The 13,493-nt window shown below is 65.6% G+C and carries 15 protein-coding genes; 9 read left to right on the plus strand and 6 right to left on the minus strand.

All coding sequences use genetic code 11. The annotated features are described in order from the left end of the window. Positions 1-37: 37 nt before the first annotated feature. Positions 38-703, minus strand: coding sequence for an ArsR/SmtB family transcription factor (locus AU465_RS13355; RefSeq protein ID WP_192247812.1), 666 nt, complete (start codon positions 701-703; stop codon positions 38-40). Between the two features lie 110 nt (positions 704-813). Here AU465_RS13355 and AU465_RS13360 point away from each other — a divergent pair, with 110 nt between their 5' ends. From AU465_RS13360 to AU465_RS13370, 3 genes are all read left to right on the plus strand, one after another. Further along, entirely contained in the window at positions 814-1,545 is a 732-nt protein-coding gene (locus AU465_RS13360; RefSeq protein WP_192247815.1) for an MBL fold metallo-hydrolase, read from the plus strand. Then, on the plus strand, positions 1,542-2,798 hold the full coding sequence (locus tag AU465_RS13365) for an MFS transporter (RefSeq protein WP_312891249.1): 1,257 nt from the start codon (positions 1,542-1,544) through the stop codon (positions 2,796-2,798). The genes AU465_RS13360 and AU465_RS13365 overlap by 4 nt, the downstream gene beginning before the upstream one ends. A gap of 102 nt (positions 2,799-2,900) precedes the next feature. Beyond that, positions 2,901-3,989 carry an acyltransferase family protein gene (locus AU465_RS13370; RefSeq protein ID WP_192247818.1) on the plus strand — a complete coding sequence of 363 codons (1,089 nt, stop codon included), beginning with the start codon at positions 2,901-2,903 and terminating at the stop codon, positions 3,987-3,989. Positions 3,990-4,002: 13 nt separating this feature from the next. Here the strand turns inward: AU465_RS13370 and AU465_RS13375 are convergent, their stop codons facing one another. The 3 genes from AU465_RS13375 to AU465_RS13385 all read right to left on the minus strand — a co-directional run bounded on the left by AU465_RS13375 (position 4,003) and on the right by AU465_RS13385 (position 6,251). Next, entirely contained in the window at positions 4,003-4,191 is a 189-nt protein-coding gene (locus AU465_RS13375) for a DUF1059 domain-containing protein (protein WP_192247823.1), read from the minus strand. 155 nt (positions 4,192-4,346) lie between these two features. Beyond that, the gene (locus AU465_RS13380) at positions 4,347-5,000 is read right to left on the minus strand and encodes a Vgb family protein (RefSeq protein WP_192247827.1); all 654 of its coding nucleotides are present in this window, start codon (positions 4,998-5,000) and stop codon (positions 4,347-4,349) included. Between the two features lie 30 nt (positions 5,001-5,030). Further along, entirely contained in the window at positions 5,031-6,251 is a 1,221-nt protein-coding gene (locus AU465_RS13385; protein WP_192247830.1) for a helix-turn-helix domain-containing protein, read from the minus strand. A gap of 118 nt (positions 6,252-6,369) precedes the next feature. Between AU465_RS13385 and AU465_RS13390 the strand changes: the two genes are divergently transcribed. Both AU465_RS13390 and AU465_RS13395 read left to right on the plus strand, forming a co-directional pair. Next, positions 6,370-7,119: a DUF899 domain-containing protein gene (locus tag AU465_RS13390; protein ID WP_192247833.1), complete on the plus strand. Its 750-nt coding sequence runs from the start codon at positions 6,370-6,372 to the stop codon at positions 7,117-7,119. A gap of 83 nt (positions 7,120-7,202) precedes the next feature. After that, on the plus strand, positions 7,203-7,451 hold the full coding sequence (locus AU465_RS13395) for a hypothetical protein (protein ID WP_376774853.1): 249 nt from the start codon (positions 7,203-7,205) through the stop codon (positions 7,449-7,451). A 163-nt stretch (positions 7,452-7,614) separates the two neighbouring features. Here the strand turns inward: AU465_RS13395 and AU465_RS13400 are convergent, their stop codons facing one another. After that, the gene (locus AU465_RS13400) at positions 7,615-8,337 is read right to left on the minus strand and encodes a winged helix-turn-helix transcriptional regulator (RefSeq protein WP_192247836.1); all 723 of its coding nucleotides are present in this window, start codon (positions 8,335-8,337) and stop codon (positions 7,615-7,617) included. 77 nt (positions 8,338-8,414) lie between these two features. Between AU465_RS13400 and AU465_RS13405 the strand changes: the two genes are divergently transcribed. The 3 genes from AU465_RS13405 (at position 8,415) to AU465_RS13415 (ending at position 12,441) form a co-directional block, all read left to right on the plus strand. Next, a complete protein-coding gene (locus tag AU465_RS13405) occupies positions 8,415-9,857 on the plus strand; it encodes an FAD-binding oxidoreductase (protein WP_246506069.1) in 1,443 nt (480 codons plus the stop codon). A gap of 300 nt (positions 9,858-10,157) precedes the next feature. Next, positions 10,158-11,618, plus strand: coding sequence for a phospholipase D-like domain-containing protein (locus AU465_RS13410; RefSeq protein ID WP_192247838.1), 1,461 nt, complete (start codon positions 10,158-10,160; stop codon positions 11,616-11,618). A 25-nt stretch (positions 11,619-11,643) separates the two neighbouring features. Beyond that, positions 11,644-12,441, plus strand: a complete 798-nt coding sequence (locus tag AU465_RS13415; RefSeq protein ID WP_192247841.1) for an endonuclease/exonuclease/phosphatase family protein — start codon at positions 11,644-11,646, stop codon at positions 12,439-12,441. Positions 12,442-12,446: 5 nt separating this feature from the next. On the opposite strand, the gene AU465_RS13420 is transcribed toward AU465_RS13415, so the two are convergent. After that, complete coding sequence (locus AU465_RS13420; protein ID WP_192247844.1) at positions 12,447-12,872, minus strand: cupin domain-containing protein; 426 nt, start codon at positions 12,870-12,872, stop codon at positions 12,447-12,449. Here AU465_RS13420 and AU465_RS13425 point away from each other — a divergent pair. Beyond that, positions 12,871-13,464 carry a TetR/AcrR family transcriptional regulator gene (locus AU465_RS13425; protein WP_192247848.1) on the plus strand — a complete coding sequence of 198 codons (594 nt, stop codon included), beginning with the start codon at positions 12,871-12,873 and terminating at the stop codon, positions 13,462-13,464. The genes AU465_RS13420 and AU465_RS13425 overlap by 2 nt on opposite strands. Positions 13,465-13,493 lie beyond the last annotated feature (29 nt).

The raw sequence follows: 13,493 nt of genomic DNA on the forward strand, positions 1-13,493 counted from the left end.
GCTCGCGGGCATCCACGCAGTCTAATTGGCCACACCATCAGGCGGCCATCTCCACCGGCAGGCCGGCGGCCTTCCATTCCGGCATGCCGTCCTCGAGACGGCGCGCGGAATGGCCGAGCGAGCGCAGCGCGGACACTGCTTCGAAGGACATCACGCACCATGGACCGCGGCAGTAGGCGACGACTTCGCGGTCGGCAGCGGCTCCCACAGACCAGACCTTGATTTCGCTGAGCGGGACATTGATCGCGCCGGGCACATGGCCGAGCGCGAATTCATCCGGCGGACGGACGTCGATCAGTGTCACCAGCCCGTCGCGCATGAGGGCCTGAAGTTCGTCCCGGCTTACGGGCAGCATCTGGTCTCGCGCGTCGAAATAGCCGCGCACGATACGGTCGACCTCGGCAACGTGCCGCTCGGCAACGGCACGCACCGACGCGAAGGCATCGAGCACGCTCTCATCCGCGAGCGCGTAGTGCACGAATTTGCCATCCCGCTCGGCCGAGACAATACCGGCACGGCGCAGCGCCTGCAGATGCTGTGAGATGTTGGCGACGGGTTGGCCGAGCTTTGCGGCAAGCGCTTCGACGCTGCGCGCGCCTTGCGCGAGGTGCTCGATCATCTCCAGGCGCAGCGGATGGCCGAGCGCCTTGGCGACGATCGCGAACTGCTCGTAAAGCGCCTGCTTCGGATTGCGGATTGACATCGACCTTTCAGCGACGCATCGTCATTCAATGAAATGATTGAATGACAGTTTCGACTTGCTGTCAAGCCGCGCGGCTCGCCCGCCGCGGCCGGCAGTGCGGAGGAAAAGCGATGATTCTCAGGCAGTTCCTGCATACCGATCCGGTCGCCGCCTCCTATCTGTTCGGCTGCGGCGGCAAGGCTTGCGCGGCCGTCGTCGATCCGGTCGGCGACATCGCGCCCTATGTCGAGGCGGCGCGCGCGACCGGCATGCGCATCCTCTATGTCGTCGACACACATATCCATGCCGACCATGTCTCGGCTGGACGGGCGCTCGCCGAGGCGACCGGCGCCGAATACGTGCTGTTCGAGGGCGCCGAGGCAGGCTTCCCGTTCCGTCGGGTGAAGGACGGCGAGGTGCTGGAGCTCGGCAACGTCACGGCCACCGTGATGCATACGCCGGGCCACACGCCGGAGCATTTGAGCCTGCTCGTCACTGACCGGACGCGGTCGGCCGAGCCCTGGTTCGTGCTCACCGGGCACACGCTGATGGTCGGCGATCTCGGCCGCACCGAGCTCGCCTCGAGCGCCGAGGACGGTGCCCGCGCGCTTTATGCCAGCGTGCGGCGCCTCAAGGAGCTGGCCGATCACATCGAGGTGCTGCCGGGCGCCTATTCCGGCTCGGTCTGCGGCCGCTCGCTGAGCGGCAAGCCGACATCGACGATCGGCTTCGAGCGGCGCTTCAACAAGGCCTTCCGTATCGAGGACGAGGACCAGTTCGTCGCCGCGATGACCGCCGACATCCCTCCCCCGCCGCGGGATGCCGCCCGCACCCGGGCCGCGAACGCTGGAGCCAAATCGTGAGCGCAGCGGCGCCGGCCGTTGCGCTCGGCCTCAAGGCCAACTGGAAGCAGTTCGCGCTCTTGGTGCTGATCAACGCCTTCGTCGGCGGCATGGTCGGCATCGAGCGGACCGTGGTGCCGCTGATCGGCGCGGAGGAATTCGGCGTCGCTTCCACCACGCTCGTCGTCTCCTTCATCGTCAGCTTCGGCGTGGTCAAGGCCTGCGCCAATCTCGTCTCCGGCCAGCTCGCCGACACATGGGGCCGCAAGCGCGTGCTGGTCCTCGGCTGGCTGTTCGGCCTGCCGGTGCCCTTCATCATCATCTGGGCGCCAAGCTGGGGCTGGATCGTCGCCGCCAACGCGCTTCTCGGCATCAACCAGGGGCTTGCCTGGTCGATGACGGTCATCATGAAGGTCGACCTCGTCGGGCCGAAATCACGCGGCCTCGCTGTCGGTCTCAACGAGTTCGCCGGCTATCTCGCGGTCGGCGTCACCGCCTTCCTCACCGGTTATCTGGCCAGCCGCTACGGGCTGCGCCCGGTGCCGATCTATCTCGGCGTCGGCTACGCGATGCTCGGGGCCGCGCTGTCGATCCTGCTCGTGCGCGACACGCGCGCGCATGTGCGGCTGGAACTCGCCAACGACGCGAAACAGGCATCTCCGCTCAGCTTCCGCGAGATCTTCATGCTGACCTCGCTCCGTGACCGCAATTTGTTCGCCGCCTCGCAGGCGGGCCTGGTGAACAATCTGAACGACGGCATGAGCTGGGGGCTTTTTCCGCTCTTCTTCGCCGCCAACGGGCTCGGCGTCGAGCGGATCGGCATCCTCAAGGCAGTTTATCCTGCCGTCTGGGGCGTCTTCCAGGTCGCGACCGGGCCGCTCAGCGACCGGTGGGGCCGCAAGGGCCTGATCGTCACCGGCATGTGGGTGCAGGCCGCAGGGCTTCTCACTACCGCCATGACGCGCGATTTCGGCTGGTGGCTGCTGGCGAGCCTGCTGCTCGGCCTCGGCACGGCGATGGTCTATCCGAGCCTGATCGCGGCGGTATCGGACGCCTCGCATCCCTCCTGGCGGGCGCGCTCGCTCAGCGTCTACCGTTTCTGGCGCGATCTCGGCTATGCGGTGGGCGCGCTGTCGGCAGGTCTCATCGCCGACTTCTTCGGCTTCGTCGCGGCGATCGGATCAATCGCGGCGCTTACCTTCCTGTCGGGCGTGATCGTGGCGGTGGCGATGCAACAGACGACAGCGCTAACGCCGGCACGAAGCGACGGCTAGCCGCTGCAAGAAAACCCGCGTTTACGATATCCGAAGCTTCATGCTGCTAGGGGTGAGCCTGTCCGGTACTATGGGGCAGGTGAATTTTCCTCGAGATCGTTCATGAGCAGCCCGATGCGCATGCCGTGGGTGGACACGGCAAAAGGTCTTTCCATCATCCTGGTGGTGATGATGTATTCCGCCTACAACACCGGTGAATATACTGGCGGCGTCGGCTTTCTCAACTATGTCATCGGCTTCGCGACGCCGTTCCGCATGCCGGAATTCTTTCTCATCTCTGGCCTGTTCCTGTCGCAGGTGATCGACCGGCCGTGGCGGCGCTATATCGACCGGCGCGTCGTCCACTATCTCTATTTCTACGTGTTGTGGGCAATCATCTCGATCGGGCTGAAGATCGGCATCTTCAGCCGCGATCCTGCCGGTATGCTGCATGATCTCGCAATGGCTGTCGTCCAACCCTACGGCGTGCTGTGGTTCATCTACATGCTGGCGGTGTTCGGCCTCGTCGCGCGCGTCTTGCGCGAGCTTAACACGCCGCACTGGATTGTCATCCCGGCCGCCGCGGCGCTCCAGATGTGGGCGCCGCATTCGGACAGCTATGCCCTCACGCAATTCGCCGCCTATTTCGTGTTCTTCTATCTCGGCTTCGTCATGGCGCCGCTGGTGTTCCGGCTCGTGGCATGGACGCAAGACCGTCCGGCGATCGCCGTTGCGGGCCTGGTCGGGTGGGCGGTCGTCAACGGCCTGCTCGTCTATTCACCGGGCTATGCCGTCGAGCCCGTCGGCATGCAGATGGGCCTGGCGGCATGGCCGCCGCTGCATCTTACGCTGGCCGTCGCGGGCGCGGTGGCGCTCTGCGTCGCCGGCGGCTTCCTGTCGAAATTCGCCTCGATGGAATTGCTGCGGTGGCTCGGCGAGCATTCGCTTGTCGTCTATGTCGCCTTCACCATCCCGATGTCGATCTTCCGCGGTGCAGCACTTGCAAGCGGCCTTCTGACCGATACCGGCATGCTCAGCCTCGCGGTGCTGCTCGTCTCGGTCGTCAGCCCGGTCATTCTCTATTTCATCGTCAAGCGCACCGGCTTCGGCACGTTCCTGTTCGAGCGGCCGGCCTGGGCGCATATCGACAGACCGAATGCCGGCCAGATCTCAAACAAGAGCGTTGCCCGGCCGGCGCGCGAGGCGGCCTGATCCAGAAGTAGGCCTAGCTTGCGATCATCATAGCCTGTAGCTGTTTCCGGTCCTCTTGGGACCATTGGCTGGGGTCTTCACCATGCGCGGACCTGGCGTGAAGCTCAACGTGCTTCATCACCTCTTCCGCGTTTTCTGCCGTGAAGCTCCCGGGACAGGCTTCCATTCCCGGATAGTCCTTGCACCGATACGTGTACGCCATCGCTGCCTCCCTTTTTAGGAAGACCTAATGGAGCGACGGGGCGCGACCTTTGTCAATGGAACTGAGGCGGTGTCATTCTAACCGTCATAGGGCCGAGATCCCGCTTGGTGAGCGTAACTTCCCGTCAGCGCCGGATTGGCAGCTCGGCCTACCGGCTATTTGCTGACGGTCGAGTCCTGGTTGTATCCGGGACGGCGCACGGCCTTGATCTTGCCGCTGCTGCCGCCTCCGCAGAAGAAGCAGCCGCCACCATCGGATTCCAGTCCCGACACGCCAGACGGCATCGTCACCTCCTGCAGCACGTCGCCTGTCTCGGGATCAATGCGCAGCAGATCGCCCTCCTCGCCTTCCCAAGTGGCATGCCAGAGCTCGCCATCGACCCAGGTGACGCCGGTGACGACGCGTTTCGACTCGATGGTGCGGATCACCTTGCCCGTTTCAGGATCGATCTGATGGATCTTGTGCGCCCTGTATTCGCCGACCCAGAGCGAACCTTCGGCCCAGGCCATGCCCGAGTCACCGCCATTGCCGGGGGCCGGAATGGTGGCGACGACCTTGCCGGTCTTCGGGTCGACCTTGTGGATGCGATCCTCAGCGATCTGGTAGAGGTGCTCGCCGTCGAAGGCGGTCCCGGCATGCGAGGCGACGTCGATCGATCGCACGATCGCGCCGCTCTCCGGGTCAAGCGCCTTCAGCTTGTCGCCGGTGGCGAACCAGACATTCTTGCCGTCATAGGTGACGCCATTGACGCGCTCGGCGTCCGGAAAGGGTCCATATTCCCGTAGGATCTCAGCAGCGGCTCGTTTCATTTTGATCTCCATTTGAACAATGGCCGCAGACTAGTCGCTCGGCAGCGGCCCCGGGAGTAACAAGACGGTCGGGAATCCAGTCATCGGTGGCGTCATCCAGCGGCGCGCCCTGCCGCGCCCGACCGCTTGCACCTTGTCCTGCGTGGAGAGCTCCTCCAGCGCCCGCTGCACGGTGCGCGCGCTGGCGCCGAGCGCGATCGCCAGCGCCGAGCTCGACCAGGACTCGCCGTCGGCCAGGAAGGCGAGCACCGCGCCGTGCTCCTCCTCGACAGGCGGCGCCAGCACCACCACCTCGGCGGCATTCAGCGGGGTGATCGCAAAGCCGGCCGCCGTTGCGTTGATTTCGGCCAACGCGCTCAATTCGGCGCGCAGCCGCCCCATCTCGACCCTGAGTCGCGCCCGATGCGATTCATCGGCGTGCCTGGCGCGGAAGGCGCGCCTCAGCAGCACCTCCCGCGACGCATCGGCCGACCAGGCTTCGGCCAGCGTGCGCGCCAGCGCGAACAGCACCGGCCGCGTCGCCAGCGAGACGACCGTGTCGGCTTTGCGCACGACATTGCGGCAGGCATCGACGACGAGCGCGCCGGATGCGAGCAGCGCCTCGACCTCGTCGAGCTGGAGCGGCGTCTCCAAGCCGTTCGCCACGAGCCTAGCGACGGGCGTATTCAGCACCAGCGACGCGCTTTCGACTTCGGCCTTCAGCGCAGGAATGTTGGCTTCGTAGGCCGCGAGCGCCGCCCGGCCAAGCGCCGCGCGCGCAGCCTTCGTCCGCAGCCGCCTGACCGCGATGCCCGCCGCCGCGAGCTCATGCGCGACGCGCGCGACCGGCGGCAGAGGCGCCGGATCGAAACCGGCGAGCAGGCGCTCGGCCTCATCGAGGCGGCCGATCAAGATCAACCGACGGGCCTCGAGGCTGCCGGCATAGGCGGCATTGACCCGATCGCCATGCGCTCGAAGCGTAGCTCGGGCGGCTCGCAACGCCTTCTCCGGCCAGCCGAGATCGCGCGAGACCAGCGCGATCTCGGCCTCGGCGACGACACAGCGAGCACGCGCCACCGCCTCTTTCGGGCTGAAGGCGCGGGCGGCACTTTTCAACAGTGTCTTGGCCTTGGCGAAATCGCCGAGCTGCGCCATGGCAATGCCGCGCAGCGCCAGTGCCGGCGCGTCGTCGCGCAGCGCGACGCGTTTCAGGGCGCCGAGCGGGTCTCCCGACGCCAACGCCCGGCCGGCGGCATTAATCAGCGAGTCCATGCAATGCCTGCTTCTGGGGCCGCCGGATCAAATCGCGTCACACTTGTAACTCTCACCATCGCGCCGTCCGGTCCTATGTCTGTTCGCGTCACCCTCAACCAAACCGAAAGAATGAGCAATGACCCAGCAAATGCACACACCACCGGTCGTTTCGCCAGAAGCCTGGGAAGGCGCATACGAAGAGATGCTCGTGAAAGAAAAAGCCCTCACCCGCGCCCGCGACGCGCTCGCCGCGGAACGGCGCCGCATGCCATGGATGCTTGTCGAGAAGGACTATGTGTTCGAAGGCCCGAACGGCAAGGCGAGCTTGCTCGACCTGTTCGAGGGCCGCCGGCAGCTGGTCATCTACCGTGCCTTCTTCGAGCCAGGCGTCTATGGCTGGCCGGAGCACGCCTGCCGCGGCTGCTCGCTTGGCGCCGACCAGGTCGGCAACCTCGCCCATCTCAATGCCCGCGACACCACGCTTGCCTATGCCTCGCGCGCGCCCCAGGCCGATATTCAGCGGCTGAAAGAGCGGATGGACTGGAAGATGCCCTGGTACACCATCACCGACAGCTGGGATAAGGATTTCGGCGTCGACGAATGGCACGGCCACAACGTCTTCATCCACGACGGCGACCGCATCTTCCGGACCTATTTCGTCAACAACCGCGGCGACGAGGCGTTCGGCACGGTCTGGAGCTATCTCGACGTCACGCCGCTCGGCCGCCAGGAAGTCTGGGAGGATTCGCCCAAGGGCTATCCGCAAACCCAGACCTACAAGTGGTGGAACTGGCACGACAGCTATGAGGAAGGCGCCGCCCCCGACCAGAGATGGGTCGAGGTGTCGGACGCCGGCGAAGCGGCGTTCCGCAACAAGAACGCCTGAGCGTGAAGCGACTCTGGCGGCATCGACCGCGCCGCCAGAGCCGATCTTTCCCGAGAGCCTGACCAGTTTGGAAGGTGGAGATCATGAGCATCGACAATCCCGCCCCTCGCCCGGCCGGCCTGAGCGGCTTCGGCGTCGCCGACTGGCTCTGTCTCGCGGCGGCCCCCACCTTCGCGATCATGGCGCTGCTGACGGCTGCCTATGGCGGCCAGGACATGACGTGCATGTCCGGCCCCGCGGCCTCCGTGCTCAGCGGCATGGTGCCGATGTATCTGTTGATGGCCGCCTTCCACCTTGGGCCGTGGCTGCGGTTGGTGGCGAGGCGAGCGTAGGATTTGGCACCGCAGCGAATGACGACCGCACAGGCCTAAATGCCCGCTATATGCCAGGAGCGGTCACCTGCCACACCCAAATGCCCGGGGAGATGCGGCCGACGCATTAACACTTGCGTCGTTCGCGGCGCTCCTCTTTCTCATGGCCTCGCGCGATAATCGCTCAAGCGAAGCTACGCTGCCGTATGTCAGCCTGCGGGGTCGTGGCGGCGCGGGAGACCGGCCTGATGTGGGCGAACGTACTGCGGGCGTTCCAAGCTGGAAATGCTCTTATGAGCGCCGGGGAGCCATCGAGCCGGATGCGATCCTCGCGGGTGGCTTGGGCCCAGCTGAGTTGGCCGGCGTGCCATTTGACGAAGGCTTCGGCGTCCGCCGTGATGTAGAGGTCCTCGTCGAAGCCGGGGTTTCTTTTGCAGATTTCCGTGTCTCCGAGCTCGATGAGTAGCCAGTAGCGCTCACGGTACGGTCGGCCGGTGAAGTCGAAGCGGATGACGACACGTCGATCCGGGAGTCGGTCTCGGCGGAGCGCGTTGCTCATCGACCACAGGGCCACAAAGGGGTCGAGGTGCTCGGGCGCGATCTCGAGCCAACGCGCACCCCACTCGCCAAGCGACTGGCAGACCGCGAAGAGGTCGTGGCCCGCCGAAGTGAGCTCGTAGTGATGTCCGCGCCCGTCGGGCTTAGGCCCCGACTCGACGACACCGAGCCGTTCCAGCTGCTTGAGCCGCTGTGAGAGCAGGGTACGGGAGAGTCCCGGGGCGCCCTCCAAGATCTCGCTGAAGTTTCCGCAGCCAAGTTGCAGGTTGCGGATGATAAGCGGCGTCCAGCGCTCGGCGAAGATCTCGGCACCGCGAGCGATGGGGCAATACTGGCCGTATGTCCTCATGACGCCAGTGTCGCGCGCCCGCCTTCGATTGTGAAGTCCAGATTTTTGACTGTTCGGCCGCGCTCCGCGGTGGTTCGATGGCCGCCGAGAAAAAGGAGGACACGATGACGACACCGACGATTGCGGAAGTCGGCCGCAGGAGCAAGGAGTCAACCGTCGTGGAAATCGACGGGTTCCGAGGTCGGCTGATCAGTGCCGACCATGCCGACTATGATATCGCCCGTGCAATCTGGAACGGTGCCATCGACCGGCGCCCGCGCCTGATCGCCCGGTGCATTGGGACTGCCGACGTGGTCGCGGCCGTGCGTTTCGCACGCGACCACGATCTGGAGATCGCAATACGCGGCGGGGGCCACAACGTGGCGGGCACCGCCGTTTGCGAAGGCGGGATCGTCATCGACCTCTCGGCCATGAGGGCCGTGCGGGTCGATCCCGCCTGCAACAGGGCCTGGGCGCAGGGTGGCGCGCTGTGGGGCGACGTCGATCACGAAACGCAGGCGTACGGTCTGGCCACCACCGGCGGTATCGTGAGCCACACCGGAGTTGCCGGGCTCACCCTGGGCGGTGGCGTCGGCTGGCTGATGCGCAAACACGGCCTCACGGTCGACAACCTTCTCGCCGTCGACGTCGTGACGGCCGATGGCGAGTTGCTGCAGGCATCCGAGCACGAGAACCCCGACCTGTTCTGGGCGTTGCGAGGCGGCGGCGGCAACTTCGGCGTGGTCACTTCGTTCGAGTTCCGCCTCCACCCCGTCGGGCCCATCGTCCTGGCGGGACCGATCCTCTGGGATACAAACGACGCGGGCGAGGTCCTCCGCTTCTACCGCGACTTCCTCCATGACGCTCCCGACGAGCTCGGCACGGTCGTGAGGTTCGGCGCCGCGCCACCATTACCGGTCATCCCCGAGGATCTGCACTGGCGCCTGGTGATGATGATCGGTACCTGTTTCGCCGGGCCGATCGCAGACGGTGAGAGGGCGCTACGCCCGCTCCGCACATTCCGGACTCCCCTCCTCGACCTGGTCGGGCCCGCGCCGTATGTGGGACTCCAGAGCGCGCTCGACTCGACTGTCGTCCACGGTTGGAACTACTATTGGAAGTCTACCCACCTCCCCGAACTCCGCGACGACCTCATCGACGTGATCAACGAGCATGCGTTCTCCTGCTCGTCGCCACGGTCGTACGTGGCGATGTTCCATCTGCAGGGGGCGGTGAGCCGAGTCGCCGACGGCGCGACGGCGTTTGGGAATCGGCAGGCGTCGCACGCGATCACCCTCGATGGTGTTTGGCAGCCCGGCGAGGACTTCGGAGACCACGATACCGCTTGGGCGAGAAGGTTCTTCGCCGCCCTCGGCCGCTTCCGCGAAGGCGTCTACGTCAACTTCCTCGGCGACGACGAAGACCCTGACCGGGTCCGCGAGGCGTATGGCGACTCCGTCTACGACCGGCTAGCGGAGGTCAAGACCATGTACGACCCCGACAACGTCTTCCATCGCAACCAGAATATCCGCCCGGGTTGAAAATGGGAGGTCCGACGGCGCCGGCGACGCTTGAACGGTGCTGCGTGCTGGATGAGGTGCAACGTCGCCGGATGCGCTTGGGTGGGGTGCATATCGGACGCTGGCGCCGCGCGGTGCTCTGACGGTTCGGCGCTCGGTCTTGGCTGGGCGGATTCAGGGCGGGTGACGCGACCCGATTGGCGCGACCAGGACAACAGCTTGGCTACCAATCCAGCCTCCGATCACCCGCCAAGAGCTTTCCCCGTCTTGCACTGACCACCCGGATTGCCTTCCGCTCGTCCTCGCTCAATATTCGGGCCGATGTTGCAGGCGATAGCGAGTCACTGGTCTACACTTATCCTTCTCCTGTCGTTGGCGATGGCGGCCGTCGGTATCGTCCACGCCATCATGACGAAGGAGGACGTGCGCGCCGCCACCGGCTGGGTCGGCGTGATGCTGCTGTCTCCCTTCCTCGGCGCGATCATCTACGCCATCGCGGGCATCAATCGCATCCGCCGCGCGACGATCAGCGCCATGCGGCCCGTCACCGGCGAGGCCGCCGAGGCAGGGCATGACCGCGACGTGGCCATGGAGGCGTTGATCAGCGCTCAATATGGCCAGCGCTTCATCGGGCTGAAGACGCTCGGCGACAGGGTGGCGCGGCGGCCGCTGACTTCCGGAAACTCGATCGGCGTGCTCAACACCGGCGACGAGGCCTATGCGGCGATGTGCCGGGCCATCGACGGCGCGCAAAAAAGCGTGCTTCTCGAGACCTATATTTTCGACAATGACGCCGTCGGCCAGCTTTTTGTCCAGTCGCTTGCCGGCGCGGTCAAACGCGGCGTCGCGGTGCGCGTTCTGATCGACGCCGTCGGCGTGCGCTATTCCGTGCCCAGCATTCTCCATCAGCTGAGGGAAGCCTACGTCGCCGTCGACCTCTTCAACGGCAACATCGTCATGGGACTGAGACTTCCCTATGCGAACCTCAGAACCCACAGGAAGATCCTGGTCGTCGACGGCATGGTGGCGTTCACGGGAGGCATGAACATCCGCAAGGGATTCTCGGCCGAATTCGCCGGCTCCGACAGTTCCAGGGACACGCATTTCGAAGTCACCGGGCCGGTGGTAGCCGACCTGTTTTCGGTCGCCGCCGAGGACTGGCGCTTCGCCGGCAACGAGGCGCTGAAGGGCGACATCTGGCAAGTCGAACGAGCCGCGCCCCCGCCCGGCCAGCCGATGCTGGTTAGAGCCGTGGCGACGGGTCCGGATGCCTCGAACGAAACCAACCACAAGCTGCTGATGGGCGCCTTTTCGGTCGCCCGCAAGTCGATCCGCATCATGTCACCCTATTTCCTGCCGGACCGGGAGCTGATCAGCGCGCTGACCACCGCCGGCCGGCGCGGCGTCGAGATCGACATCGTCGTGCCGGCGGTGAACAACCTCTTCCTTGTCGACCATGCGATGACGGCGCAGTTCGACCAGGTGCTGAAGCATTATTGCCGCGTCTGGCGCCACGAAGGCCCGTTCGACCACTCCAAGCTGATGGCGATCGACGGCGTATGGGCCTATATCGGCTCGTCAAATCTCGATGCCCGCTCGCTGCGGCTGAACTTCGAGATCGACATGGAGATTCTGGATGCCAACTTCGCCGCCGAGATCGAGGCCCGTATCGGCGCCGCGATCGCGTCCGCCCAGCCGGTGACGCTGCAGACGCTGAAGGCCCGGCCTTTCGTCATTCGCGTTTTCGACCGATTGCTGTGGCTGGGATCGCCCTATCTATAGGCAAGGAAGACGAGCAGCAGGAACCATGGAGAGAAACGGACGCAGCCTTCCGGAGACCGTGCTTCTGTCGATCCGCGGCAGAAAGATGCGCAAGGCGAAAGCGACGCCGCCCAAACGGGTCGGCGGCGCCGAGATGGTGGTCGCCTCCTACAATGTCCACAAATGCATCGGCACCGACCGCAAATTCGACCCCGAGCGGACCGCGCGCGTCATCCGCGAAATCAGCCCCGACGTGATCGCGCTGCAGGAGGCCGACAACCGCTTCGGCGACCGCGCCGGCCTGCTCGACCTCAACCGTCTCGAAATCGAAACGGGGCTGGTGCCGGTACCGGTCACCGGAAACGGCAAGGCACATGGCTGGCGCGGCAACGTGCTTCTGTTCAAACGCGGCACCGTGCGCGACGTTCACCAGATCAAGCTGCCGGGCCTTGAGCCGCGCGGGGCGCTGGTCGCCGAGATCGACCTCGACGAGAACCGGGCGTTGCGGGTGATCGCGGCCCATCTCGGCCTGTTGCGCCGCTCGCGCTCGGAACAGGCGCGCGTGGTGCTCGATATCATGAGCAGCGCCGATGAAAGGCCGACGCTCTTGCTCGGCGACCTCAACGAATGGCGGCTGGGCAACCGCTCGGCGCTCAACACGCTGCACTCCACCTTCGGTCCGCCGCCGGCGGTGCCCACCTTTCCGTCGGGCTTACCCGTGCTGGCGCTCGACCGGATCATGGGCAACCGGCACGGCATGGTTTCCGCCGTGGAAGCGTATGACACGCCGCTGTCGCGGGTCGCCTCCGATCATTTGCCGCTCACGGCTTACGTGCATCTGTAGCGGAGCTAAGCGCTGGCCGCCGGCGCCATTGGCGGCCCGACGATTTCGGCCTCATAGCGGGCGCTGACGCGCTTCAGGGCTTCGATGTCCGGCGGGCTCGCGGGCGGCAGCCCTTCCGCCTTCGCCGGCCGTCCGCCGTGAATGAAAACACCCTCGCCGCCACCCGGCGTCAGCAGCGTCAGCATCCGCGCCGGCTTGTCGCCCTCGACCACGAAAGTGTGGGGAACGTTTCTCGGCAGGAAGACGAATGAACCCGCAGTGGCCCGAAAAGTGCGATCGCCGCATTTCATCGTCAATTCCCCTTCCAGCACGTAGAAGGACTCGTCCTCGCGGCGATGGACGTGGAGCGGCGGCGAGAAGCCCGGCGCAATCAGGGATTCCAGCAGGCCGAAGCCGCCTCCGGTGCTGGCCTCGGTGGCTTTCACCGTCATGCGGTTTTACGCGGCGATCGCGCTGCTTGCCCGAGGCGAGACGCCGACCGTCAACGACGTGGCCGCCGCGGCCGACGTCTCGCGCCGAACCGTCTATCTTTATTTCCCGAGCTTCGATCAGCTGCTGCTCGATGCAACCGTTGGCGCGCTCAGCCAGGCGTCGGTCGATCGCGCCATCGAACAGGCGAGCGACGACGGCGAAGCGCGCGTGGAGCATCTTGTCCGCGCGCTACACCACGTCAGCCCTGAGGTCGAGCGTCTCGGGCGTTCGCTGATCCGGCTGACCGTCGACACGAATGGCGCCCCGGCCGAGAAAGGCGTGCCGCGTCGCGGCTACCGCCGGATCGAATGGATCGAGTCGGCGTTGTCGCCGTTGCGGGACCGGCTGGACCCGGACCGCTGGACCCGGCTTGTGCAGGCGCTGGCCATGGTGATCGGTTGGGAAGCGCTGATCGTCCAGCGCGACGTCTGCGGCCTCGGCGCGACGGAGGGCGAGGCACTTTCGGTATGGGCGGCGAATGCGCTGGTGAAGGCGGCGCTGGAGGATGAGCGCAATGCTGGCGCTCCAGAGCTAGAGCGGTTCAAGATTTGACGGAATCGGAGGGGATTCCCGATTTGTCG

Source organism: Mesorhizobium silamurunense (genome assembly GCF_014843905.1).
Classification (GTDB): Bacteria; Pseudomonadota; Alphaproteobacteria; order Rhizobiales; family Rhizobiaceae; genus Mesorhizobium; species Mesorhizobium silamurunense.